Annotated in this window: 22 protein-coding genes; 15 read left to right on the forward strand and 7 right to left on the reverse strand. The window is 66.0% G+C overall.

Annotated elements, in window-relative coordinates:
- The first annotated feature begins 2 nt into the window (after positions 1-2).
- The 7 genes from F1C58_RS05545 (at position 3) to F1C58_RS05575 (ending at position 6,550) form a co-directional block, all read left to right on the forward strand.
- Complete coding sequence (locus F1C58_RS05545) at positions 3-797, forward strand: F0F1 ATP synthase subunit delta (protein WP_185203276.1); 795 nt, start codon at positions 3-5, stop codon at positions 795-797.
- Between the two features lie 65 nt (positions 798-862).
- Positions 863-2,500 carry a F0F1 ATP synthase subunit alpha gene (atpA, locus tag F1C58_RS05550; RefSeq protein ID WP_185203278.1) on the forward strand — a complete coding sequence of 546 codons (1,638 nt, stop codon included), beginning with the start codon at positions 863-865 and terminating at the stop codon, positions 2,498-2,500.
- A gap of 97 nt (positions 2,501-2,597) precedes the next feature.
- The gene (locus F1C58_RS05555) at positions 2,598-3,497 is read left to right on the forward strand and encodes a F0F1 ATP synthase subunit gamma (RefSeq protein WP_185203280.1); all 900 of its coding nucleotides are present in this window, start codon (positions 2,598-2,600) and stop codon (positions 3,495-3,497) included.
- A 43-nt stretch (positions 3,498-3,540) separates the two neighbouring features.
- Positions 3,541-5,001 (forward strand): F0F1 ATP synthase subunit beta, encoded by a 1,461-nt coding sequence (gene atpD / locus F1C58_RS05560; RefSeq protein ID WP_185203281.1) that lies wholly within the window; start codon positions 3,541-3,543, stop codon positions 4,999-5,001.
- A gap of 2 nt (positions 5,002-5,003) precedes the next feature.
- On the forward strand, positions 5,004-5,273 hold the full coding sequence (locus tag F1C58_RS05565; protein ID WP_185203283.1) for a F0F1 ATP synthase subunit epsilon: 270 nt from the start codon (positions 5,004-5,006) through the stop codon (positions 5,271-5,273).
- A gap of 21 nt (positions 5,274-5,294) precedes the next feature.
- Positions 5,295-5,804, forward strand: coding sequence for an AAA family ATPase (locus F1C58_RS05570; RefSeq protein ID WP_255461284.1), 510 nt, complete (start codon positions 5,295-5,297; stop codon positions 5,802-5,804).
- On the forward strand, positions 5,804-6,550 hold the full coding sequence (locus F1C58_RS05575; RefSeq protein WP_185203287.1) for a YaaA family protein: 747 nt from the start codon (positions 5,804-5,806) through the stop codon (positions 6,548-6,550). The genes F1C58_RS05570 and F1C58_RS05575 overlap by 1 nt, the downstream gene beginning before the upstream one ends.
- 138 nt (positions 6,551-6,688) lie before the next feature.
- Here F1C58_RS05575 and F1C58_RS05580 read toward each other — a convergent pair whose 3' ends face one another.
- A complete protein-coding gene (locus F1C58_RS05580) occupies positions 6,689-7,285 on the reverse strand; it encodes a DNA-3-methyladenine glycosylase I (RefSeq protein WP_185203289.1) in 597 nt (198 codons plus the stop codon).
- Entirely contained in the window at positions 7,282-7,818 is a 537-nt protein-coding gene (locus F1C58_RS05585; RefSeq protein WP_185203290.1) for a methylated-DNA--[protein]-cysteine S-methyltransferase, read from the reverse strand. Before F1C58_RS05585 ends, F1C58_RS05580 begins: the two co-directional genes overlap by 4 nt.
- 111 nt (positions 7,819-7,929) lie before the next feature.
- Between F1C58_RS05585 and F1C58_RS05590 the strand changes: the two genes are divergently transcribed.
- Complete coding sequence (locus F1C58_RS05590) at positions 7,930-8,901, forward strand: aldo/keto reductase (RefSeq protein WP_185203292.1); 972 nt, start codon at positions 7,930-7,932, stop codon at positions 8,899-8,901.
- Positions 8,902-8,915: 14 nt separating this feature from the next.
- On the opposite strand, the gene F1C58_RS05595 is transcribed toward F1C58_RS05590, so the two are convergent.
- The gene (locus tag F1C58_RS05595; protein WP_185203294.1) at positions 8,916-9,830 is read right to left on the reverse strand and encodes an NADP-dependent oxidoreductase; all 915 of its coding nucleotides are present in this window, start codon (positions 9,828-9,830) and stop codon (positions 8,916-8,918) included.
- 56 nt (positions 9,831-9,886) lie between these two features.
- Between F1C58_RS05595 and F1C58_RS05600 the strand changes: the two genes are divergently transcribed.
- From F1C58_RS05600 to F1C58_RS05610, 3 genes are read left to right on the forward strand one after another with little or no spacing between them, the layout of a single operon-like run.
- On the forward strand, positions 9,887-10,471 hold the full coding sequence (locus F1C58_RS05600) for a TetR/AcrR family transcriptional regulator (protein WP_219732041.1): 585 nt from the start codon (positions 9,887-9,889) through the stop codon (positions 10,469-10,471).
- Between the two features lie 2 nt (positions 10,472-10,473).
- Positions 10,474-12,207, forward strand: a complete 1,734-nt coding sequence (locus F1C58_RS05605; RefSeq protein WP_185203296.1) for an ABC transporter ATP-binding protein — start codon at positions 10,474-10,476, stop codon at positions 12,205-12,207.
- Positions 12,204-14,183 carry an ABC transporter ATP-binding protein gene (locus F1C58_RS05610; protein WP_185203298.1) on the forward strand — a complete coding sequence of 660 codons (1,980 nt, stop codon included), beginning with the start codon at positions 12,204-12,206 and terminating at the stop codon, positions 14,181-14,183. Before F1C58_RS05605 ends, F1C58_RS05610 begins: the two co-directional genes overlap by 4 nt.
- On the opposite strand, the gene F1C58_RS05615 is transcribed toward F1C58_RS05610, so the two are convergent.
- The 4 genes from F1C58_RS05615 to F1C58_RS05630 form a co-directional block, all read right to left on the reverse strand.
- Positions 14,180-15,238, reverse strand: coding sequence for a hypothetical protein (locus F1C58_RS05615; RefSeq protein ID WP_185203300.1), 1,059 nt, complete (start codon positions 15,236-15,238; stop codon positions 14,180-14,182). The two genes, F1C58_RS05610 and F1C58_RS05615, sit on opposite strands and share 4 nt — an antisense overlap.
- A gap of 120 nt (positions 15,239-15,358) precedes the next feature.
- Positions 15,359-16,750, reverse strand: a complete 1,392-nt coding sequence (locus F1C58_RS05620; RefSeq protein ID WP_185203302.1) for an FAD-binding oxidoreductase — start codon at positions 16,748-16,750, stop codon at positions 15,359-15,361.
- Between the two features lie 107 nt (positions 16,751-16,857).
- Positions 16,858-18,288: an aspartate aminotransferase family protein gene (locus tag F1C58_RS05625; protein WP_185203304.1), complete on the reverse strand. Its 1,431-nt coding sequence runs from the start codon at positions 18,286-18,288 to the stop codon at positions 16,858-16,860.
- A 5-nt stretch (positions 18,289-18,293) separates the two neighbouring features.
- The gene (locus F1C58_RS05630) at positions 18,294-18,761 is read right to left on the reverse strand and encodes an Lrp/AsnC family transcriptional regulator (RefSeq protein ID WP_185203306.1); all 468 of its coding nucleotides are present in this window, start codon (positions 18,759-18,761) and stop codon (positions 18,294-18,296) included.
- Between the two features lie 122 nt (positions 18,762-18,883).
- Here F1C58_RS05630 and F1C58_RS05635 point away from each other — a divergent pair, with 122 nt between their 5' ends.
- The 4 genes from F1C58_RS05635 to F1C58_RS05650 all read left to right on the forward strand — a co-directional run bounded on the left by F1C58_RS05635 (position 18,884) and on the right by F1C58_RS05650 (position 23,538).
- The gene (locus F1C58_RS05635) at positions 18,884-20,320 is read left to right on the forward strand and encodes a gamma-aminobutyraldehyde dehydrogenase (RefSeq protein WP_185203308.1); all 1,437 of its coding nucleotides are present in this window, start codon (positions 18,884-18,886) and stop codon (positions 20,318-20,320) included.
- A 53-nt stretch (positions 20,321-20,373) separates the two neighbouring features.
- Positions 20,374-21,066 (forward strand): FHA domain-containing protein, encoded by a 693-nt coding sequence (locus tag F1C58_RS05640; protein WP_255461285.1) that lies wholly within the window; start codon positions 20,374-20,376, stop codon positions 21,064-21,066.
- Positions 21,067-21,103: 37 nt separating this feature from the next.
- A complete protein-coding gene (locus F1C58_RS05645; protein ID WP_185203312.1) occupies positions 21,104-21,943 on the forward strand; it encodes a PP2C family serine/threonine-protein phosphatase in 840 nt (279 codons plus the stop codon).
- Between the two features lie 149 nt (positions 21,944-22,092).
- Positions 22,093-23,538, forward strand: a complete 1,446-nt coding sequence (locus F1C58_RS05650) for a serine/threonine-protein kinase (RefSeq protein ID WP_185203314.1) — start codon at positions 22,093-22,095, stop codon at positions 23,536-23,538.
- The last annotated feature ends 2 nt before the right edge of the window (positions 23,539-23,540 follow it).

Genomic DNA, 23,540 nt, shown 5'->3' on the forward strand with positions numbered 1-23,540 from the left:
GCATGGGATCAGCGACCAGGGAAGCTCTCGCCGCCTCACGGGCGGAACTTTCGTCCATGGGCTCGGCCGACCTGGCCACTGCCGATGAACTGTTCTCGGCCGGCCGGATCATCGGCGGCTCGGCGCAGCTCATCTCGATGCTCACGGACACCGCGACGGGTGCTGCCGACAAGCAGTCCATCCTCGCGGCAGTGTTCGGCACCAACCTCAGCCCGGCGACCCTTCGCCTGCTTGGAACGGCGGTGTCGCACCGCTGGTCCGACTCGGACGACCTGCTCGCGGGTATCGAGGAACTCGGGCTGCGCGCGGCGGCAGAGTCTGCGCCCACGACTGTCAACATCGATGCGGAGCTGTTCGCATTCGGCACGGCCGTCTCATCGAACTCCGAGCTCGAACTCGCGGTGAGCAGCAAGCTCGGCACGCCGGAGTCGAAGGTGGCACTGGTCGAGGCACTCCTCGCGAAGAAGGTCTCCGCTCAGACACTCGCTATCGTGCGCCACTTGATGCAGCAGCCCCGTGGCCGTCGTATCGGCGAGTTGCTGCGCACGGCGGCGTCCATCGTCGCTGACCAGTCCGGACTCGCGGTCGCAACCATCACCAGCGCCACACCGATTCGGGCGGTTCAGCTCGAGCGGCTTCAGAAGGGTCTCGCCGTCAAGTTCGGCCGAGCGCTCAAGTTCAACCTGGTCGTGGATCCAGCCCTCATCGGTGGGCTCCGCGTGCAGGTCGGCGACACGGTCATCGACGACAGCGTCGCATCGAAGATCAAGGACCTCCGGCTCCAGCTCGCCGGATAGCGAACCCTCTCCCTCACAGACCCCCCGAAGCCGTTGGGCTTCGCGAAGACAAGGAAACAACGGAAATGGCAGACCTCACGATCAGCCCGGATGAGATCCGCGACGCACTCAAGGACTTCGTCAAGGCCTACGACCCCGCGTCCGCCTCGACGACCGAGGTCGGTTACGTCATCGACGCAGCCGATGGCATCGCCCATGTGCAGGGTCTTCCCGGCGTGATGGCGAATGAGCTCATCAAGTTCGCCGATGGCACCCTCGGCCTCGCCCAGAACCTGGACGAGAACGAGATCGGTGTGATCGTGCTCGGCGAGTTCGGCGGCATCGTCGAGGGCCTCGAGGTCACCCGCACCGGAGAGGTGCTCTCCGTGCCCGTCGGAGATGCCTACCTCGGTCGCGTCGTCGACCCGCTCGGCGCCCCGATCGACGGTCTCGGCGAGATCAAGGGCGAGAGCCGTCGTGCCCTCGAACTCCAGGCTCCCGGCGTCATGCAGCGCAAGAGCGTCCACGAGCCGATGCAGACCGGCATCAAGGCCATCGACGCCATGATCCCGATCGGTCGCGGCCAGCGCCAGCTCATCATCGGCGACCGCCAGACCGGTAAGACGGCCATCGCGATCGACACGATCATCAACCAGAAGGCAAACTGGGAGTCGGGCGACACGACGAAGCAGGTGCGCTGCATCTACGTCGCCATCGGCCAGAAGGGCTCGACCATCGCTTCGGTGAAGGGCGCGCTCGAGGATGCCGGGGCCATGGAGTACACCACGATCGTGGCGTCCCCGGCCTCCGACCCCGCCGGCTTCAAGTACCTCGCTCCCTACACCGGCTCGGCCATCGGCCAGCACTGGATGTACGGCGGCAAGCACGTGCTGATCATCTTCGACGACCTGTCGAAGCAGGCCGAGGCCTACCGTGCCGTATCGCTGCTGCTGCGTCGTCCCCCGGGACGCGAGGCGTACCCCGGCGACGTGTTCTACCTGCACTCCCGTCTGCTCGAGCGTTGCGCCAAGCTCTCCGATGAGCTCGGCGCGGGATCCATGACCGGTCTTCCGATCATCGAGACCAAGGCCAACGACGTCTCGGCCTATATCCCGACGAACGTGATCTCGATCACCGACGGCCAGATCTTCCTGCAGTCCGACCTCTTCAACGCCAACCAGCGCCCCGCGGTCGACGTGGGAATCTCGGTCTCGCGAGTCGGTGGCGATGCCCAGGTCAAGTCGATCAAGAAGGTCTCAGGCACGCTGAAGCTCGAGCTCGCGCAGTACCGCTCGCTCGAGGCATTCGCGATGTTCGCGTCCGACCTCGACCCGACCAGCCGCCGCCAGCTCGCCCGTGGAGCGCGCCTCACCGAGCTTCTGCGCCAGCCGCAGTACTCGCCGTACCCCGTCGAGGAACAGGTCGTCTCGATCTGGGCCGGAACCAACGGCAAGCTCGACGAGGTGGCCGTCGAAGACGTGCTGCGCTTCGAACGCGAGCTGCTCGACTACCTGGGTCGCAACACCGAGGTGCTGTCGAAGCTGAAGGCCACGAACGTGCTGGATGACGACACGGTGAAGGCTCTCGACGAGGGCGTTGACAAGTTCAAGCTCGAGTTCCAGACCGGTGAGGGCAAGCCGCTCGCTTCGGTCGGAACCGAGGAGTTCGACGCAATCGAGCCGGAGAACATCGCCCAGGAGCAGATCGTCAAGCAGAAGCGCTAACGGGTTTGGACACGGGCTGGTCTCGATACTGGCGCTGAGCGCCCTGCTCGACCAGCAATTCATCAACTGAAGTACGACGAAAAGAAAGCACAAGGACATGGGAGCGCAACTTCGGGTCTACCGGCAGAAGATCAAGTCTGCCCAGACGACCAAGAAGATCACTCGGGCCATGGAGCTGATCTCTGCCTCACGCATCCAGAAGGCGCAGGCAAGGGTCGCGGCATCCGGACCATACTCGCGGGCAGTCACTCGCGCCGTGTCGGCTGTGGCCACCTTCTCCAACGTCGATCACATCCTCACCACCGAGCCGGAGAAGGTGGAGCGCGCCGCTGTCGTGCTCTTCACCTCCGACCGGGGCCTCGCGGGCGCGTTCAGCACGAACGTCGTGCGCGAATCGAGCGAGCTCGTCGCCCTGCTGCAGAGCCAGGGCAAAGAGGTGGTCTACTACCTCGTCGGTCGCAAGGCGGCGGCGTACTTTGCCTTCCGTAAGCGTGCCGCTGAGGAGATCTGGACGGGCGGCACCGAGAAGCCCGAATTCGAGACCGCGCAGAAGATCGGCGAGACTCTCGTAGCCAAGTTCATCCAGCCGGCGAGCGAGGGCGGGGTCGACGAGATCCACATCGTCTACAACCGCTTCGTCAGCGTCGTGACCCAGGTGCCGGAGGTGGTTCGTCTGCTGCCTCTGGAGGTCGTCGAGGGTGTCGAAGCCCCCGCCGACGACGATGTGCTTCCGCTGTACGAGTTCGAGCCGGAGGTCGGCGACGTTCTGGATGCACTACTGCCGGTCTACATCGAGAGCCGCATCTTCAACGCGATGCTGCAGTCCGCCGCATCCGAACACGCGGCCCGCCAGCGGGCGATGAAGTCGGCGAGCGACAATGCCGACAAGCTCATCACCACCTTCACCCGCCTGGCGAACAACGCGCGCCAGTCCGAGATCACCCAGCAGATTTCCGAGATCGTCGGCGGCGCCGATGCCCTCTCGCCCAAGAAGTAAGCGCTGAAGCGCTCAGAAGAAGCCCAGGAGAATCGAGAAGCACATGACTATCACAGCCCCTGCTGACCAGGCCACGGCTCAGCCCGCCGGAATCGGACGCATCGCCCGCGTCACCGGTCCCGTCGTCGACATCGAGTTTCCCCACGACGCCATCCCCGGCATCTACAACGCCCTGAAGACCACGGTCACCATCGGCGAGGACTCCAACGAGATCACCCTCGAGGTCGCACAGCACCTCGGAGACGACCTCGTGCGTGCGATCGCCCTGAAACCTACCGACGGCCTCGTTCGCGGCCAGGAGGTGCGCGACACCGGCGGACCGATCACGGTTCCCGTCGGAGACGCCACCAAGGGCAAGGTATTCAATGTCATCGGCGAGGTGCTCAACGGTGAGCCCGGCGAGACCTACGAGTGGGCCGACCGCTGGTCGATCCACCGCGAGCCCCCGCCCTTCGACCAGCTCGAGTCGAAGACCGAGCTGTTCGAGACCGGCATCAAGGTCATCGACCTGCTCACCCCCTATGTGCTCGGCGGAAAGATCGGCCTCTTCGGAGGTGCCGGGGTCGGCAAGACCGTGCTCATCCAAGAGATGATCCAGCGCGTCGCGCAGGACCACGGTGGAGTGTCGGTGTTCGCCGGAGTGGGCGAGCGCACCCGTGAGGGCAACGACCTCATCGCCGAGATGGAGGAGGCGGGCGTCTTCGACAAGACCGCCCTCGTCTTCGGCCAGATGGATGAGCCGCCGGGGACGCGTCTTCGCGTCGCCCTCTCAGCCCTCACCATGGCCGAGTACTTCCGCGACGTGCAGAACCAGGACGTTCTGCTCTTCATCGACAACATCTTCCGCTTCACGCAGGCCGGTTCCGAGGTCTCCACTCTCCTCGGCCGCATGCCGTCCGCGGTGGGATACCAGCCGAACCTCGCCGACGAGATGGGCATCCTGCAGGAGCGCATCACCTCGACCCGTGGACACTCGATCACCTCACTGCAGGCGATCTACGTGCCGGCCGACGACTACACCGACCCCGCTCCGGCGACCACCTTCGCGCACCTCGATGCGACGACCGAGCTCAGCCGCGAGATCGCGTCCCAGGGTCTCTACCCGGCCGTGGACCCGCTCACCTCGACCAGCCGCATCCTCGACCCCCGGTACCTGGGCGCGGATCACTACCGCGTGGCGACCAACGTCAAGGCGATCCTGCAGAAGAACAAGGAGCTCCAGGAGATCATCGCGATCCTGGGTGTCGACGAGCTCTCCGAGGAAGACAAGATCACCGTCTCCCGCGCCCGCCGTATCCAGCAGTTCCTCTCGCAGAACACATACATGGCGAAGAAGTTCACCGGTGTCGAGGGATCGACCGTGCCGCTCAAGGACACCATCGAGTCGTTCGACGCGATCGTGAAGGGTGACTTCGACCACGTGGCCACCCAGGCCTTCTTCAACGTCGGTGGTATCAACGACGTCGAAGAGCAGTGGGCGAAGATCCAGAAGGAGAACGGCTAACAATGGCCGAGCTTCACGTGAGTGTCGTGTCGGCCGACCACGAGGTCTGGACCGGCACGGCAACGATGGTGGTCGCACGAACCACCGAGGGCGAGATCGGTATTCTCCCCGGCCACGAGCCGCTGTTGGCCATTCTCAGCGCCGGTGAGGTGCGGATCACCACAGTCGCGGGTTCTGCCGCGGTTCGCGCGAACGCCGAGGATGGTTTCCTCTCGGTCGAGCACGACACCGTCACGATCGTCGCCCGCAACGCCGCGCTCGTTCAGGGCTGACTTCTGCCGATGCTGATCGCGATGGCTGGGCTTCCGGCAGCGGGCAAGAGCACCATCGCCGAGATTCTCGGCGGGCGGCTCTCCGCATCGGTGGTCTCGGTGGATCCGATCGAGTCGGCGATTCTCGAAGCGGGGATCGACAGTGACCAGCCGACGGGACTCGCTGCCTACCTTGTCGCGGAGACCATTGCCGCGCTCGTTCTGGAGTCCGGTCACAGTGTCATCGTCGATGCCGTCAACGGGGTCGATCCGGCTAGGGAGCAGTGGGTGCAGCTGGCCAAGTCGCGCGGCGAGACGCTGCGCTTCATCGAAGTCGTCTGTTCCGTCCCGGAACTGCACCGCGAACGTCTGGAAGCGCGCGGGCGCCGCTTCCCCCACGTGAACGAGCCGAGCTGGCACGCCGTCGAGCAGAGCCTCGACGAGTATCTGCCCTGGGCCGGTGCCAGCGCCGCGGTTCCGCGGATCACGCTGGATTCGGCGCAACCCCTCGGCGTGAATGTGGATTCTGCACTCGCGTTCATCACCGGCTAGTGCTGCTGCTGCTGCCCCCTTCCGAAACGAAACGCGACGGGGGTGACGACGACGCGCGACTGGACCTGTCGCGACTGAGTCATCCCTCCCTCACCGCACCCCGGCGGTCGGCCCTCGCCGCGACTCGGGCGCTGTCGAGCAATCGTGCCACCATGGCTGCCGCGTTGAAGCTGGGCGCCAGCCAGCAATTCGAAGTGACTCGCAATCGGCAGTTGCGATCATCGCCAACCACCCCCGCGCTCGAGCGCTACACCGGTGTGCTGTTCGACGCCCTCGACGCCCGCACGCTTTCGACCGCCGGGCGCGCCTTCGCCCGCGATCACGTGCTCATCCACTCCGCGCTGTTCGGCCTGATCGGCGCCGACGATCCGATCCCCGCCTACCGGCTGTCCCACGATTCGAAACTGCCGGAGCTTTCGCTGAAGAAGCTGTGGCGTGGGAGCATCTCTGCGGTGCTCGCCAGCACCGAAGGGGTGATCCTCGACCTGCGTTCGGAGAGCTATGTCGAACTCGGTCCGGCTCCGTCGAAGCCCACGAGCGCCGTCGTACGTGTCGTCTCCGACTCCGGCTCCGGGCCGCGACGGGCCCTCAACCACTTCAACAAGAAGGGCAAGGGTGAGTTCGTGCGCATCCTCTGCGAGGCGGCGATAGATCACCCGAGCATCGATTCACTGCTGGAATGGTCAGTCGCCGCCGGCATCCGCCTCGAGCGTGGTGCGGAGGGCGAACTCGACCTCGTCGTCTGACCACACCCGAACCGCCGGGCTCTGGCGGCGCTGGTTCGGCCGCGCTGGTCCGGCTGCGCTGGTCCGGCTGCGCTGGTAGAGCTGGGCTGATCTGGCGGCTGGTCCGGAGGGCGGATCTGGCCCGCACGGCATCGCGCGTCAGACCGCGCGCCAACATCCCTCGACGTGATCGTCGACCATGCCTGACGACTGCATCAGCGCGTACATGGTGGTCGGCCCGACGAATCGAAGCCCGATCGCCCGCAGCCCCTTGCTCATCGCGGTGGACTCCGCCGTGACCGCGGGGATGTCCCCGAAGCTGGCCGGGCGGGACCGCAAGCCAGGTGCTGGCGCAAAGCCCCACAACAGTCGGTCGAAGGCGCCGGGGTCATCCTGCGCGAGCTGGCGCACGACGACCGCGTTGGAGATCGTGGCCTCGATTTTCGCTCGATTGCGGATGATGCCGGGATCGAGCATGAGGCGCTCGACATCCTGCTCGGTGAACTCGGCCACCCCGTCGATGTCGAAATCGCGGAACGCGGCCCGGAAGGTCTGCCTCCGGCGCAGGATGGTGATCCAGGACAAACCGGCCTGGAACCCCTCGAGGCTCACTTTCTCGAAGAGGGGGCGGTCGCCCCGGAGCTCGACTCCCCATTCCTCGTCGTGATAGCGGCGATACTCTGCGTCGCTGGCACTCCACGCACAACGGCTCACCCCGTCTTCGCCGAGCAGCACGGCGCTCCTCGGCTCGCTCATGCCCGGTGGCCGATGCCCTCGTGGTCGAGCAACCAGATCTTGGTCGGGATGCCGTTGCCGCCGCTGTACCCGGTGATGCGACTGTTGGCGGCGAGCACCCGATGGCAGGGGACCAGGATGGGCACCGGATTGGCTCCGACGGCGCCACCCACGGCCCGGCCGGCGGTGGCGCGCCCGGTGGACAGCCCGAGGTCTCCATAGGAGATCACCTCGCCGAACTGCAGCTGGGCCAGCCGCGCCCATACCGATCGCTGGAACTCCGTGCCACTGAGGGCGATCGGCACGTCGAAGGAGGTGCGGGTTCCGGCGAAGTATTCGGAGAGCTGGGTGGCGGCACGGTCGAGCACCGCGTCGCTGTGTTCCTCCTGCCCGTCATGGGGCAGCACTCCGCCACGTTCGATGGTCAGTGAGACGACGGCGGCACCGTCGCCGACCAGCTCTATGCGGCCGATGGGACTGTCGAGCCGGCGCAGCGCGAGCGACGGAGTGACCGTGATGGCAGTGGGGGTCGTGGTGGGGGAGAGGGTGGTCATGGTTCGACTGTAGTTGCGGTATCCGTCGGTCCTCTCGCGGAAATCGGACATCGGTTCGCAATGGCGAAGCACCCGGGGTTGTGCAGGAAAGGACCGGCCTAGGCTGGTCGCATGGCTGCAATCGACTATCGCGCACTCGGCGACTCCGGGCTCATCGTCTCCACCATCGGCCTCGGCTGCAACAACTTCGGTCGGGCGAACACGGCAAGTGAATCCCAGGAGGGTACGGACGCCGTGATCAACGCGGCGATCGACGCCGGCGTCACGTTCTTCGACACCGCCGACATCTACGGGTCGGAGCGGGGGCTCAGCGAGACCCGCATGGGCCATTCCCTCAAGGCCCGTCGGCACGAGATCGTGCTCGCCACGAAATTCGGGATGGACATGGCCGGCACCAACGGGCCGGACTGGGGAGCGCGCGGGTCCCGCCGCTACGTGAGACTGGCGGTGGAAGCTTCCCTGCGCCGTCTCCAGACCGATTGGATCGACCTCTACCAGTTGCATGTGCCCGACCCGCAGACTCCCATCGAAGAGACTCTTTCGGTGCTCGACGACCTCATCACGGAGGGAAAGGTGCGCTACATCGGGCACTCGAACCTCACCGGCTGGCAGATCGCGGATGCCGAGTACCGCGCGATCCTCGGCGGCCATCCGAAGTTCATCTCGGCCCAGAATGAGTATTCGCTGCTCGTGAGAGACGTCGAAGACGAGGTGCTGCCCGCGGTGATCCATTACGGACTCGGCTTCCTGCCGTTCTTCCCGCTCTACAACGGACTGTTCACCGGCAAGTTCAGTCGGTCCGGCGGTCCGGCAGACAGTCGGATCGTGAACCTGCGGCCACACCTGCTCGAGAGCGCCCCCTGGAACACGATGGAGCGATACGAGGCATTCTGCAGCGAACGGGGCGTCACGATGCTGGCCGCCACCCTGGCCTGGCTGCTGGCCCAGCCCGGTCTCAGCAGTGTGATCGCGGGGGCGACGAAGCCAGAGCAGATCATCCAGAACGCGGAGGCGGCCACCGAGTGGACGCCGTCGACCGAGGAGATCGCGGAGATCTCGACCATGTTCACCGATCCGACCTAGACGGACGCGATCGTTCAGGGCAGGGTGAGCACGATCTTGCCGCGGAGATGGCGGGATTCGAGCTGTTCATAGGCTCCGCGCACCTCGTCGAGCGGGTAGGTCGCCGCGATCGGCAGCAGGATGGTGCCATCGGTCACGAGCCGAGCGAGTCGGCCGAGGTCTTCGGACTTCTTGCCGCCCCCACCGACGTTCGAGATTCCGTATTCGGCCGCGCCCTCGAAGTAGACGATCGAGTTGATGCGTTTCGGATCGACCCCGAGCTCGATCGCGGCTTCCACGGTTTCTCTGCCCGCGTTGTCGATCAGCGCGTCGATCCCTTGCGGTGCGGCGGCACGCAGGCGGTCGACCATCCCCGGCCCATAGGCCACCGGGATGATGCCGAGGCCGCGAAGATAGTCGTGATTGCCTTCGCTGGCCGTGCCGACGACGATCGCCCCCTCGGCAATCGCAAGCTGCGCGGCGAAGAGACCCACGCCGCCGGCCGCTGCGCTCACCAGGACGGTCTCTCCGCGACGGGGCGTGACCGCTCGAGTCGACCGCTCGGCAGTGTTGCCCACCAGGCCGAGGCCGCCGGCGGTCGCCCAGCCGAGGCCGCCGGGCTTCGGTGCGACATGACCGGCAGGCACCACCACGAAGTCTGCCTGCGCGGTGAAGTTGCTCCAGCCGAGCACCTCGTCGCCCACGACGGCGGTCGAGACGCCGTCGCCCAGTTCGTCGATCACTCCAGCGAACTCGGAGCCCTGGCCGCTCGGCAGCACGCGGTGGGGGAGCAGGGCGGGCGACCGACGCACCTTGGAGTCGAAGTTGTTGAGACCGGCCGAGCGCACCGCCACGCGCACCTCGCCGGGGCCCGCGTGCGGCTCGGCCACCTCGACGATGTCGAGCACTTCCGGCCCGCCGTAGCGGCTGTACTGCACGATTCGGGACATACCTCGATTCTATGATCCCGCTTGTGAGTGAGCACTCACTCCGATAATCTGGGCGCATGACGCTGCTCCGGAATTCCCGCGCGAGCCCGTTGTCGGTGGACGACCGCCGAGCGATGATCGTGGATGCCGTGATCCCGCTGCTACTCGAATACGGACGGGACGTCACGACGAAGCAGATCGCCGAGAGCGCGGGCATCGCCGAGGGCACCCTGTTCCGGGCGTTCGGCGACAAGGAGTCGATCATCGCGGCAGCCGTGGAGAAGTTCCTCGATCCGGAGCCCCTGCGCCTGATGCTGCGGGGGATCGATCCCGAGGATCCGATCGAGCGCCAGGTGCACGACCTGATTTTCCACCTGCGCACGCGCTTCGAGGGCATCTTCGGCATCATGGCCGCCGTGGGGATGCACGGTCGACCTCCCGGCTCCGATGGGCGCGCCGAACTCGCCGAGCTCGCCACCGCGGTGCTGTCCGAACACCCCGGCGTCCTGCGGATCGACCCGAGGCGCGCGGCATCCCTGATCCGCCTTCTCGCCTTCGCCTCATCCATCCCCCCGTTCAACGAATCCGCACCCTTCACCACCGATGAGCTCACCGACCTCGTGCTCCACGGCATCCTCCAGCCCGACCAAGGAAAAGACTGACCATGCTCCTCCGCCTCCTGCGCCGATACCTGCGCCCCCATCGCCGACTGCTCGTCGGGGTCATCTTCTTCCAACTACTCCAGTCGATCGCCTCGCTGTACCTGCCGACCCTCAACGCCGAGATCATCGACAGGGGCGTCGCTACCGGAGACACTGGCTACATCCTCAGCACCGGTGCCGTGATGCTCGGCATCACCGTGCTGCAGGTGGCCTGCGCGATCACGGCCGTCTACTTCGGCGCGCGCGTGGCCATGGGGGTCGGCCGCGACCTGAGGGCGGCGGTCTTCCACCAGGTCGGAGGCTTCTCCGAGCGTGAAGTGACGACTTTCGGTGCGGCCTCCCTGATCACCCGGTCCACCAACGACGTGCAGCAGGTGCAGATGCTGGTGCTGATGACGTGCACGATGCTCGTCTCCGCGCCCATCCTCGCCATCGGCGGCATCGTGCTCGCGCTGCAGCAGGACCTCCAGCTCTCCTGGCTCATGGCCGTGAGCATCCCGGTGCTCGTCATCGCGATCGGACTCGTGATCTCCCGGATGGTGCCTCAGTTCCGCCTGATGCAGAAGCGCATCGACACGATCAACCGGGTGCTTCGCGAGCAGCTGTCGGGCATCAGAGTGGTTCGCGCGTTCGTGCGGGAGGATGTCGAGACGGAGCGATTCCGTCGTGCCAACGACGATGTCACCGCCACGGCCTACCGGGTCGGGCGCCTCACCGCGCTGATGTTCCCGATCGTCATGCTGGTACTCAACGTGTCGAGCGTCGCCGTCATCTGGTTCGGGGCCTTCCGCATCGACGACGGATCGATGCAGATCGGCACTCTCACCGCCTTTCTGCAGTACCTCCTGCAGATCCTCATGGCGGTGATGATGGCCACCTTCATGGCCATCATGATCCCGCGGGCCTCGGTGAGCGCGGACCGCATCGGGGAGGTGCTCGCCACTGATTCGACGGTCGTTCCGCCGTCCGATCCGGTCACACAGCTGCGCGAACACGGCACCGTCGAGCTGCGGGATGTCGGCTTCGCCTACCCGGGCGCGGAGCAGCCGGTGCTCACCGACATCCGCTTCTCGGTGCCGGTCGGGCGCACGACCGCGATCATCGGAAGCACCGGGGCGGGCAAGACCACTCTCGTCAACCTGCTGCCGCGCCTCTTCGATGCGACCTCCGGCACCGTTCTGGTCGATGGAGTGGACGTCGCGCGGCTCGACCCCGACCTGCTCTGGAGCCGCATCGGGCTCGTGCCGCAGAAGCCGTACCTCTTCTCCGGCACCGTGGCGAGCAACCTGCGCTATGGCAAGCCGGACGCCACCGACGAAGAACTCTGGGCCGCACTGGCCATCGCGCAGGCCAGCGACTTCGTGCGAGAGATGCCCGAGGGCCTCGATTCGGTGATCGCGCAGGGCGGCACGAATGTCTCCGGCGGGCAGCGCCAACGGATCGCCATCGCACGGGCCCTGGTGAAGCGTCCGGAGATCTACATCTTCGACGACTCCTTCTCCGCCCTCGATCAGACAACGGATGCCCGGCTGCGTCAGGCACTCGAGCGCTCGCTCCCGGAGGCGACCATGGTGATCGTCGCCCAGCGCATCTCGACCATCATCGACGCCGACCAGATCGTCGTGCTCGAAGACGGGAGGGTCGTGGGGCTCGGAACCCATGAGGAGCTGCTCGAGTCCTCGCCGACCTACCTGGAGATCGTGCAATCGCAACTCACCGTGGAGGCGGCAGCATGAGCGACTCGAAAGTCACGCGCACCCCCAACCGACCCCCGATGGGGCGCGGCCCCGGCGGCGGCGGACCCTTCGGCGGAGCGGGTCTTCCGGTCGAGAAGTCGCTGAACTTCGGCCCCTCAGCCAAGCGGCTCGTCGGCAGACTTCGTCCGGAGTCGATGCGGATCGCGGTGGTGACCGTGCTCACGGTCGTCAGTGTGTTCCTCACTGTTCTCGGACCGCGACTGCTCGGCGAGGCGATCAACCTCGTATTCGACGGCTTCATCTCAGCGAAGCTCCCGGCCGGGTCGACAAAGGCCGAGATCATCGCCGGTCTTCGCGCCTCCGGCAACACCGCGCAAGCGGACCTGCTGAGCGGCATGGATCTCACCCCCGGCGTCGGAATCGACTTCAGCGCGATCAGCCGCATCCTGATGATGCTGCTCGCGTTCTACCTGCTGGCTGCGGTCTTCGGATACCTGCAGGGGCTCGTGCTCAACGGAGTGGTACAGCGCACGGTCTACCGCCTCCGCTCAGAGGTGGAGGAGAAGATCAACAGCCTGCCGCTCTCCTACTTCGACCGGATGCAGCGCGGGGAACTGCTCAGTCGGGTGACTAACGACATCGACAACATCTCGCAGAGCCTCCAGCAGACCCTGAGTCAGCTGCTCACCTCGCTGCTGACCGTGGTGGGTGTGCTGGTGATGATGTTCCTGCTCTCTCCCGTGCTCGCGCTGATCGCGCTCGTCACGATCCCCCTCACCCTTGTCATCACCAAGATGATCGCGGGCCGGTCGCAGAAGCTCTTCGTCGCCCAGTGGAAGCACACCGGGGAGCTCAACGGGCAGATCGAGGAGACCTTCACCGGGCATTCCCTCGTGAAGGTCTTCGGCCGGCAGCGTGAGGTGGAGCAGCGCTTCGATCTGAAGAACGAGGAGTTGTTCGCCGCCAGTTTCGGCGCCCAGTTCGTCAGCGGCATCATCATGCCCGCCATGATGTTCGTCGGCAACCTCGTCTATGTGGCGATCGCCGTGGTCGGCGGACTGTTCGTGGCCGCCGGCAGCATGGGTCTCGGCGACGTTACCGCGTTCATCCAATACTCCCGGCAGTTCACCCAGCCCCTCACTCAGCTCGGGAGCATGGCCAACCTGCTGCAGTCCGGCGTCGCCTCCGCCGAGCGGGTCTTCGAGTTGCTCGATGCCGAGCAGCAGTCAGCGGATCCCGCCATCGCGCAGACCCCCGGCGCGACCACTCCCGGCCGGCTCGCCTTCGAAGACGTGTCTTTCCGGTACAGCGCCGACAAGCCGCTCATCGAACACCTCTGTCTCACCGCCGAACCCGGTCAGACGATCGCGATCGTCGGCCCGACCGGTGCGGGCAAGACCACACTCGTCAACCTGATGATGCGCTTCTATGAGCTCGACGGCGGTCGCATCACCCTCGACGGGGTGGACACGGCCTCGATGACGCGCGACGATCTCCGGTCGCGCATGGGGATGGTGCTTCAGGACACCTGGCTGTTCGGCGGCACGATTCGCGACAACATCGCCTATGGCAAGCCGGGGGCGAGCGAGGAGGAGATCCTTGCGGCGGCACGATCCACCTATGTCGACCGTTTCGTGCACTCACTTCCCGACGGGTACGACACGGTGCTGGATGATGAGGCCTCGAATGTGAGCGCGGGAGAGAAGCAGTTGCTCACGATCGCCCGAGCATTCCTCGCCCGGCCGAGCGTGCTCATCCTCGATGAGGCCACGAGCTCGGTCGACACCCGAACCGAGCTGCTGGTGCAACAGGCGATGAGCGCCCTGCGCACCGATCGCACGAGCTTCGTCATCGCTCATCGGCTGTCCACCATCCGGGACGCAGACCTGATCCTGGTGATGGAGGCCGGAAGCATCGTGGAACAGGGCACGCATTCCGAGCTGCTCGCCAGCGAGGGAGCGTATTTCCGCCTCTACAACTCCCAGTTCGCCGAGCCGGCAGTCGAAGAGGTCTAGCCTCCGGAACCGGTCGCGGGAACGGGCGTCGAGAGGGTGGTGCCCGGACCCTGGTTGAGGGCGCTGTTCAGTCCCGCCGTCTGCTCGGAGAGTGCCTTCAGCTCGTCGCGGTCCGCGTTGTACTCCGCGGTCTTCGCCAGGACATCCGCGTACTTCGCGTCGAGGGCGACCTGACGTGCATCGAGGGCGGCTTCGGCGAGATCGATCTGTCGGTTGGAGGTGAAGTCGGTCCGGGCGTTGAAGCGACGGATGTCGGCGTTCAGCTGGGCATATCCGCTCGTGTACGCGGCATACTCCGCATCGATCGTCGAGCGGAGGGAATCGAGGGAGGACGACAGAGCGATCGATCGATTCTCGAGATCGGTGAAGACGGCATCGGTCTTGACCTGCAGGGCGACGATGGCCTGCCGGTCACCGAGCCACTTCGCGTAGTGCGCCTCGAGCTCGGGGGAGATCGAGGCGATCTCGGTGCCGATTATCGAGTGCAGTTCGTTGTCGCGTTCGCCCGGTTCGTTCTTCGCGTAGTACTCGAGTCTGGCCTGGAAGTCGGCATTCCCCGCGAGCTTCGCCGCCTCGTGTTCGAGCAAGGGCACGAGCTGCTGCTGCTGCGCGGTGTTGAGGCGATCCCAGACCGCATGGAGCATCTCGTGGGCGGCGACGACGTCGGTGAGCCCGAGTAGCCGGGGGTCGGTCACGGCGAAGAGGTGGATCGAACGGTTCCGAGGCAGGTAACAGCCCAGGATGCCGCTTCCCTCCTGGTTGCTCGCGCAACTGGAGGCGAAGGTCGTGGATGATTCGATCACCGGCTTGCTCGCGAGGAACTGGAACCGGCCCTCCTCGGTGAGGTGAGACGAATCGATGAGCGCACTGACTTCTGCCGAGGGTCGGAAGGTCCAGACCGTGTACTGGTCGAGAAGGCGCTGGAAACCGAGGAAGGCCAACACTCCGGCGGCCACGAGAATCAGGGCAAGCACGGTGGGGAGCACCCGCGCAAGACGCGAACGACGTCGAGGTGCCGAGGGCAGGGCGTAGGTGTCCTGGTCGAACAGCGTCATGATCCCCCGATCGCTCGCCCGGGGACGGCTCACCGCTCTGGTCGGCTCCGAGAATATTATCAGCGCTGTCGCCCACTGGTCAGTGCCCTGATCGAGGGGCGGCTCTAGGCCGTGCCCCGTTCAGTGGCCGGTGAGAGGAGCCATGAGGCGGGCGGCCAGCGATGCGCGGCCGGTCATCCGCTCTTCCGCATCGGCGATGTTCATCGCGGTCGTCCCGAGGTTCGCGCCGATGAAACGAAAGGGTTCCGGCTCCCACCGAGGGGAGTGGTGATTCACCCAGGGGAGTCGTGAGATCGGCGTATCGCAGTTCAGGATCAGGTCGGTGAGAGTGCGTCCGGCGAGATTGGTGGTGCTGAGCCCGTCACCGACGTAACCGCCCGCCATGGCGATGCCGGTCGCGGGGTCGAGACCCGCTCCGGCGTGCCAGTCGCGGGGCACGCCGAGCGGACCGCCCCAGCGGTGCGTTATCGCCGCCTGGCGGGCGACGGGGAAGATGTCGCCGAGCGTGCGCTCCAGATGGTCGAACACTCCCGGTACGCGGTCGTATTCCGAGCGGATGCTGCTGCCCCAGTGGTACCGTGCACCCCGGCCCCCGAAGGCGAAACGGTTGTCTGCCGTGCGCTGGCCGTAGACGAGAAGGTGCCGGAAGTCCGCGAAGGTCTGGCCGTGCTCGATGCCGATCTCGTCCCAGAGCTCATCGCTGAGCGGCTCGGTGGCGATCATGAGGGAATACAGCGGCAGCACCTGCCGATGGGTTTGCGCCAGGGATGCCGCATAGCCCTCGAGCGCGATGACGATGGTGGCGGCATCCACAGTCCCGTGGTCGGTGGTCACTCGCCCGGACCGCCAGGAGAGCACCTCGGTCCCTTCGTAGATCCGGACCCCGAGTCCCTCGACCACCTTCGCGAGCCCGCGAACCAGTTTCGCCGGCTGGAGTCTGGCACAGGCGGGGTCGAAGGTCGAGCCGAGCGCGCCTGTCGCCCCGCGCGGCGAGTGGGCGGCATCTCTCAACTGGAGGTCATCCACTCCCCACATCGCCGCCTCAGCGACCTCGTTCCGCGCTGCGACGAGCTGGGCGGCACCGCGCGCCAGGCTCACCGTGCCGCCCTTCACGAAGTCGCAGTCGATGCCCTCGGCAGAGGTCACCCGACCGACCTCGTCGACCGTGTCGATCATCGCCTTGCGCATCGCCAGGGCCGCGGCACGACCGTGGCGCCGGGCGAGCGACGCGGTCGAGGCGGGGAACAGTGCGGAGCACCATCCGCCATTGCGGCCGGACGCTCCGAAGCCCGCGATGTGTTTCTCGAGCACCGCGATAGTGAGGCTCGGCTCCGCAGAAGCGAGGTAGTAGGCGGTCCAGAGTCCGGTGAGCCCGCCTCCCACGATGGCAACATCGACGCCGAGATCCCCGGGCAGCGCGGGGCGGGGCCGGAGCTCATCCGTCCCCGCCTCGCCACTACCGGCCGACGACAGGGAGTCGAACCAGAAACTCAGCGCGCGAAAGTCAGCCATTGCTCATCACCAGGTCTTTCTCGGTGCCCCGATCGCGCCCCGGGCTCCTGTCGAATTCGGACATCACAGGGGGTCGCCCCGGGGTCTCCGAGCTGCGCGGAATCGGGTTACAGCCGGGTCCAGGCCTCGGTGAGCACGCTCCGAAGTGTCTGCTCGATCTCGTCGAACTCCGGCTGGCCGATGGTGAGCGGCGGAGCCAGCTGGATCACCGGGTCTCCGCGGTCGTCCGCCCGGCAGTAGAGACCGGCGTCGAAGAGCGCCTTGGAGAGGAAGCCGCGAAGCAGGCGTTCCGACTCGTCGTCGTTGAAGGTCTCCTTGGTGACCTTGTCTTTCACCAGTTCGATGCCGAAGAAGTATCCGGCACCGCGCACGTCGCCGACAATGGGCAGGTCGTTCAGCTTCTCGAGCGTCGCCCGGAATGCGGGGGAGTTGAGCCGCACATTCTCGTTCAGCTTCTCCTCTTCGAAGATGTCGAGGTTCGCCAGTGCGACGGCTGCAGAGACCGGATGACCGCCGAAGGTGTAGCCGTGATAGAACGACGTGTTGCCGTGCTTGAACGGCTCGTAGATACGGTCACTGATGATGGTCGCGCCGATCGGCGAGTACCCGCTGGTCATCCCCTTGGCGCAGGTGATCATGTCGGGCACATAGTCGTAGGCGTCGCACGCGAAGAACTCGCCGATGCGGCCGAACGCGCAGATGACCTCATCCGAGACCAGGAGCACGTCGTACTGGTCGCAGATCTCCCGCACGCGCTTGAAATAGCCGGGAGGCGGGGGGAAGCATCCGCCGGAGTTCTGTACCGGCTCGAGGAAGACGGCGGCCACGGTCTCCGGGCCTTCGAAGAGGATCATCTCCTCGATGCGGTTGGCGGCCCACAGGCCGAAGGTCTCGAGATCCTCCGTGGGGGCACCCATCTCGGCGGCACGGTAGAAGTTGGTGTTCGGCACGCGGAAACCACCGGGGGTCACCGGTTCGAACATCTCCTTCATCGCCGGGATGCCCGTGATCGCGAGGGCGCCCTGAGGAGTGCCGTGATAGGCGACGTTGCGCGAGATCACCTTGTGCTTGGTGGGGCGACCCTGAAGCTTCCAGTAGTACTTGGCGAGCTTGAAGGCCGTCTCGACGGCCTCGCCGCCACCGGTCGAGAAGAACACGCGGTTGAGGTCGCCCGGAGCGTAGCTCGCGAGGCGGTCGGCGAGCTCGATCGCGCTCGGATGCGCATAGGACCAGAGGGGGAAGAAGGCGAGTTCCTCTGCCTGCTTCGCTGCCACCTCGGCCAGGCGACGGCGTCCGTGACCGGCGTTGACCACGAACAGGCCGCTCAGGCCGTCGAAGTACTTCTTGCCGGTGGAGTCCCAGATGTGGTGACCCTCGCCCTTGACGATGATCGGAACGCCCGGTCCGTCCTCCATGACGGACTGGCGGGAGAAGTGCATCCAGAGATGATCCTTCGCCTTCTGCTGAAGTTCGGCCTCGCTGAACTTCGAGGAGCCAACGGTCGAAGGGACGCTGTGCGTGATGCTGTCGATTGTCATTTTTCTTATCTCGTTCCCCAGTTGTAGAACTGCTTCTGCAGTCTCAAGTACACGAAAGTCTCGGTGGACTGCACGCCGGGGATCCCGCGGATCTCCTTGTTGAGCAGTTCGATCAGGTCTTCGTCGTTCTCGCAGACGACCTCGGCCAAGAGGTCGAAGCTGCCGGCGGTGAGCACGACGTAGTCGACGGCCGTGATGCGGCCGAGGGTCTCGGCGACCGTGGTGGTGTCTCCGGTCACGCGGATGCCGATCATCGCCTGGCGATAGAAGCCGAGCTGCATCGGGTCGGTGACGGCCACGACCTGCATGACGCCGGAATCGGTGAGCTTCTGCACGCGCTGGCGCACGGCAGCCTCGCTGAGCCCGACCGCCTTGCCGATCTCGGCATAGCTGCGCCGACCGTCGGCCTGCAACTGCTCGATGATCGCCTTCGACACCTCGTCGAGGTGCATGGGCTTGGGTTTGGGGCTCATGCCCTGATTCTGTCAGTGCCATGGTCTTGTTACAAGTGAATCCGCATCCCTAAGGGTGTTTTGCTGCGGAATCGGTAGTCGACCACATGGTGCCCACTCCGGTCGCTCGCTATGTTGGGACTATGACGACCCCCCGGCTCCGCAACTTCATCGACGGCGACTACGTGGAGGCGACGGGCGAGACGGCATTCGACCTGATCGATCCGGCGACCGAGCAGGTGTACGGCACCTCTCCGATATCCAGCGCGACGGATGTCGACTCCGCCTACCGCGCGGCCGCGGCGGCGTTCGAGCAGTGGGGCGACACAACGCCGGGCGAACGACAGCTCGCCCTGTTCCGCATCGCCGACGCGATGGAGGCGAACGCGGAGAAGTTCGCCGACCTCGAGTCGAAAGACACGGGCAAGCCGCGCGCGACGCTCGTGACCGACGAGATCATGCTGTCGGTCGACCAGATCCGCTTCTTCGCCGGTGAAGCCCGACACCTGAGCGGTATGGCCTCCGGGGAATACCTCAAAGACCACACCTCGCAGATCCGCCGGGAGCCGATCGGCGTGATCGGCCAGGTCACCCCGTGGAACTACCCGCTCAACATGGCGGTGTGGAAGTTCGCTCCGGCGCTCGCCGCGGGCAACACCACGGTGCTGAAACCCTCGGACACGACCCCCTCGGCCACCCTCTTCCTCGCCGAGATCGCTGCGGAATTCCTGCCGCGAGGGGTGCTCAATGTCATCACCGGCGACCGGACCACCGGGGGAGCGATGATCGATCACAAGACCCCGCAGATGGTGTCGATCACCGGATCTGTGCGTGCCGGCATGGAGGTCGCGCGGGCCGCCGCCGTCGATCTCAAGCGCGTGCACCTCGAACTCGGAGGCAAAGCGCCGGTCATCGTGTTCGACGACGCCGACATCGAATCCGCGGTGGAGGGTATCGTCGGCGCCGGGTATTTCAACGCCGGCCAGGACTGCACGGCCGCGACCCGCGTGCTGGTGCAGGCGGGCATCCACGATGAATTCGTCGCCGCTCTTGCCGCCTATGCCCGTCAGAATGCGAAGACGGGGCTGCCCGACGATCCTGCGGCCTTCTTCGGGCCGGTGAACAACGCCAACCAACTCGCCCAGGTCGAGGGATTCATCGACCGCCTGCCCGACAATGCGACGATCGAGCTCGGTGGGCGTCGGCAGGGCACCACCGGATACTTCCACGAGGCAACCATCGTCTCGGGACTGAACCAGACGGACGACGCGGTGCAGAACGAGATCTTCGGGCCGGTCATCACCGTGCAGAAGTTCACCGACGAGGCCCAGGCCCTGGAGTGGGCGAACGGCGTGCAATACGGCCTCGCCTCGAGCGTGTGGACCCAGAATCACGGTCGGGCGATGCGCTGTGCGAAGCGCCTCGACTTCGGCTGCGTGTGGATCAACACCCACATCCCGATCGTCGCGGAGATGCCCCACGGCGGTTTCAAGCACTCGGGTTACGGCAAGGACCTCTCGAGCTACGGATTCGAGGACTACACCCGGATCAAGCACGTCATGAGCTACATCGGTCGCTGAGGTCACGGGCCGAAACTGGGCACACCTCCCACCCGCGGGACAGAATGGTCAGTATGCAGCCGGATGACGAAGATCACACTGTCGTCCGGGCGCGCCCGGAAATCCTCCCGGTCCGGGGGAGTGGGGGCCGCGGAGAGCCAGAGGACATCGAGGCGGATACGGTCATCCGCGGGCCGGAGACGGCACAGGCTGGCCTCGCGCCGGGGAGACCCGCGCCGGGAGCTCCGCCCGCGCTCGTCGAACCTGCGGCTCTCATCGAGCCTCATTCCGACCGAGATTCCGCCGCCGTCGGACTCCCTGCGCTCATCGAACCCCCGCGCGGTCATCCCGTCGTCGTCGAGCGCTCCGTGCGTCCCCGGGAGGGGCTCCCGACCGATCCGAACGGCCTCACCGTGCCCTGGTACCGCATCCGGGTCAACCGGCACGAACCGATCCCGCTCGACGCGCCCGCGTTGATCGGCAGGAATCCGGTCGCTCCGCGCATCGCCATCGGCGGAGTGCCGCGTCTGGTGCGGGTGCCGTCACCGGGTCGGGAGGTCTCGAGCACGCACCTGGAGTTGCGGCAGCAGGGGGCATCCGTCATTGTCACCGACCTGCGATCGACCAACGGAACAGTGGTGTCCATTCCCGGAACCTCGTCACAAAAACTGCGCCAGGGCGAGTCGCTCGTTGTCTCGGCGGGCACGGTAGTGGATATTGGAGACGGCAACCTCGTCGAGATCCTCCCCATCGAGCGCCTGGTCTGACGGATGGACCTCCCCCAATGACCCGCGAAAGGCTACAGTGACCGAGATCGGCACGAGCAGCGCGCGTTTCAGCGTGGACATCCCCGAGCATCCGGATGCCCGACTCGTTCTCGCGTGGGGAGCGGCCACGGACACCGGTCGCCGCCGCGCCCACAACGAAGACAGTTTCCTCGCTCGTGTGCCGATCTTCGCGGTCGCCGACGGCATGGGCGGTCACTCCGCCGGAGACATCGCCAGTGCCGCTGTCGTCTCGCGACTGTCGGAAGCGGTCACCGACCCCTTCACGGATGCCGACACGATCGAGCGGGGGCTGCGTGCCGCGACGGTCGACATCGGGCTGGCGGCCGATGAGAAAGAGCTGGGGGTCGGCACCACGGTCACCGGGGTCGCCCTCTCGTTGCAGGACGACGAGCCGTTCTGGACCGTCTTCAATGTGGGGGACTCGCGGGTCTACCTCTACGAACGGGATGCTCTCGTGCAGGTGACCGTCGATCACTCCGTCGTGCAGGAACTCGTCGACGCGGGTCTCATTCGGGCCGAAGACGCCGAAACCCACCCCGACAGCAACGTGATCACCCGGGCCGTCGGATTCAACGTGGAGGCCGTGCCGGACTACTGGGTCGTGCCCGTGCGCGAGGGACTCCGACTGCTGCTGTGCTCGGACGGGCTCACGAAGGAACTGGATTCCGAGGCGATCCGCCGTCACCTCGCGGCAGGCGGCTCCGCAGAAGCCACCGCGATCGCCCTCGTCGATTCCGCGGTGGAGTGCGGGGGTCGCGACAACATCACCACCATCGTGATCGACGTGCTCGAAAGCTCCGGTCTCGGCGAGTTCGAGAACACGATCCCGCGCACCTCGCCGACTCCAATTCAGTGACCACCCCCAAAGGGGGGACAAAAACAGGCTCTTGACCAGCAGATTTGTCCAACTGGCCCGAATCGAGGCGTGTCTACAATAGGACACCGGGACTCTCCCGGGCTCAGAGCACCGACCGGCCTTCAGCCAGCGTCGTCGAAGGAGGAGAGATGGCACGACGATTGCCCTCCCAGCCTCCCGTGCTGCCCGGATTCTCGACCATCCACGTGCTCGGCTCGGGTGGATTCGCCGATGTCTTCCTCTACGAACAGAACATGCCGCGCCGCCAGGTCGCCGTCAAGGTGATGCTGAGTGAGGTCGTCAACGACCAGGTGAGACAGATGTTCCAGGCCGAGGCGAATCTCATGGCCCAACTGAGTTCTCACCCCTCCATCCTCACGGTGTATCAGGCGAGCGTCTCCTCCGACGGCAGGCCATACCTCGTGATGGAGCTGTGCTCTTCTGCGCTGAGCGAGCGGTACCGGCGCGAGCGGATTCCGGTGCCGGAGGTGCTGCGCATCGCGGTGAAGATCGGCAGCGCGATCGAGACCGCGCACCGGGCGGGTGTGCTGCATCGCGACATCAAACCGTCCAACATCCTCCTCACCGCCTACGGGCATCCGGTGCTCTCGGACTTCGGCATCGCGTCGACCCTCAGCGAGGCGGACACCCACGAATCCGTCGGACTCTCGATCCCGTGGTCGGCGCCGGAGGTGCTGATGGATGAGACACCCGGAAGCATCGCGTCCGAGGTCTGGTCCTTCGCGGCCACCGTCTATTCGCTGCTCGCCGGGCGATCGCCGTTCGAGGTCCCCGGGGAATCCAACAAGTCCGCCGACCTGATCTCCCGCATCAACCGGGCTCGGCCCCAGCCGATCGGCCGTTCCGACGTGCCGCCGAGCCTCGAGAGGGTGCTCGCCCAGGCGATGGCCCGCAAGCCGGAGAACCGACCGGCGAGCGTGCTCGAGCTCGTGCGCGAACTGCAGGCGATCGAGACGGAACTGGGAGTTCCCCAGACTCCGATCGAGGTGGCCATGGACGACTGGGCGCTCGCGACCGTCTCCGACCTCGAGGATCGCACGCGCATCCGCGGGGTGGGGGGAGTCGTGCCGTCGGCACGGGGGCGTCGTCGACGCCGCTCGGCCAGCGCGACCTACGCTCCGGTCGGAACCATGATGCGCCAAACCGCCGGCGCGCAGAACAGTCGCCAGAAGGGCATGGCCCAGAGCAGCGGCACACGTCCGGTCGAACGCGCCAGGGGCATGCGCGTGCTCGCGTGGGGACTCATCGTCAGCGCCGTACTCGTGATCGCTCTGGGCGCGACCGCGACATTCGTGCTCATCCGCGCCAACTCGGACAGCATTCCGCAGGTGACCAACATCTCCGCCAAGGCGGGGACCGACTCGATCAAGTTCAGCTGGGCCGACCCGGGACTCAAGACCGACGACTCCTACCAGGTGACCACGAGCGATGGTCGATCGGCGCTGCAGACCTCTTCAGACTATTTTGCACAGGATGCCAAGGCCGGGGATCGGGTCTGCATCACGGTAGCGGTGAACCGCCAGGGGAAGACGGGGCCTCCGAGTGCGGAGAAGTGCGTCGACTTCGGGGGGTGACG

The organism is Glaciihabitans sp. INWT7 (assembly GCF_014217685.1).
GTDB lineage: Bacteria > Actinomycetota > Actinomycetes > Actinomycetales > Microbacteriaceae > Lacisediminihabitans.

Excerpts from the sequence above, each read along its gene's own strand:
- atpD (WP_185203281.1), top strand. The coding sequence starts at position 3,541 with ATGACTATCACAGCCCCTGCTGACCAGGCCACGGCTCAGCCCGCCGGA.
- F1C58_RS05585 (WP_185203290.1), bottom strand. The coding sequence starts at position 7,818 with ATGACCACCCTCTCCCCCACCACGACCCCCACTGCCATCACGGTCACT.
- F1C58_RS05650 (WP_185203314.1), top strand. The coding sequence starts at position 22,093 with ATGGCACGACGATTGCCCTCCCAGCCTCCCGTGCTGCCCGGATTCTCG.
- F1C58_RS05635 (WP_185203308.1), top strand. The coding sequence starts at position 18,884 with ATGACGACCCCCCGGCTCCGCAACTTCATCGACGGCGACTACGTGGAG.
- F1C58_RS05580 (WP_185203289.1), bottom strand. The coding sequence starts at position 7,285 with ATGAGCGAGCCGAGGAGCGCCGTGCTGCTCGGCGAAGACGGGGTGAGC.
- F1C58_RS05605 (WP_185203296.1), top strand. The coding sequence starts at position 10,474 with ATGCTCCTCCGCCTCCTGCGCCGATACCTGCGCCCCCATCGCCGACTG.
- F1C58_RS05545 (WP_185203276.1), top strand. The coding sequence starts at position 3 with ATGGGATCAGCGACCAGGGAAGCTCTCGCCGCCTCACGGGCGGAACTT.
- F1C58_RS05640 (WP_255461285.1), top strand. The coding sequence starts at position 20,374 with ATGCAGCCGGATGACGAAGATCACACTGTCGTCCGGGCGCGCCCGGAA.
- F1C58_RS05570 (WP_255461284.1), top strand. The coding sequence starts at position 5,295 with ATGGCTGGGCTTCCGGCAGCGGGCAAGAGCACCATCGCCGAGATTCTC.
- F1C58_RS05590 (WP_185203292.1), top strand. The coding sequence starts at position 7,930 with ATGGCTGCAATCGACTATCGCGCACTCGGCGACTCCGGGCTCATCGTC.
- F1C58_RS05555 (WP_185203280.1), top strand. The coding sequence starts at position 2,598 with ATGGGAGCGCAACTTCGGGTCTACCGGCAGAAGATCAAGTCTGCCCAG.
- F1C58_RS05620 (WP_185203302.1), bottom strand. The coding sequence starts at position 16,750 with ATGGCTGACTTTCGCGCGCTGAGTTTCTGGTTCGACTCCCTGTCGTCG.
- F1C58_RS05565 (WP_185203283.1), top strand. The coding sequence starts at position 5,004 with ATGGCCGAGCTTCACGTGAGTGTCGTGTCGGCCGACCACGAGGTCTGG.
- F1C58_RS05625 (WP_185203304.1), bottom strand. The coding sequence starts at position 18,288 with ATGACAATCGACAGCATCACGCACAGCGTCCCTTCGACCGTTGGCTCC.
- F1C58_RS05610 (WP_185203298.1), top strand. The coding sequence starts at position 12,204 with ATGAGCGACTCGAAAGTCACGCGCACCCCCAACCGACCCCCGATGGGG.
- F1C58_RS05600 (WP_219732041.1), top strand. The coding sequence starts at position 9,887 with ATGACGCTGCTCCGGAATTCCCGCGCGAGCCCGTTGTCGGTGGACGAC.
- F1C58_RS05595 (WP_185203294.1), bottom strand. The coding sequence starts at position 9,830 with ATGTCCCGAATCGTGCAGTACAGCCGCTACGGCGGGCCGGAAGTGCTC.
- F1C58_RS05615 (WP_185203300.1), bottom strand. The coding sequence starts at position 15,238 with ATGACGCTGTTCGACCAGGACACCTACGCCCTGCCCTCGGCACCTCGA.
- atpA (WP_185203278.1), top strand. The coding sequence starts at position 863 with ATGGCAGACCTCACGATCAGCCCGGATGAGATCCGCGACGCACTCAAG.
- F1C58_RS05630 (WP_185203306.1), bottom strand. The coding sequence starts at position 18,761 with ATGAGCCCCAAACCCAAGCCCATGCACCTCGACGAGGTGTCGAAGGCG.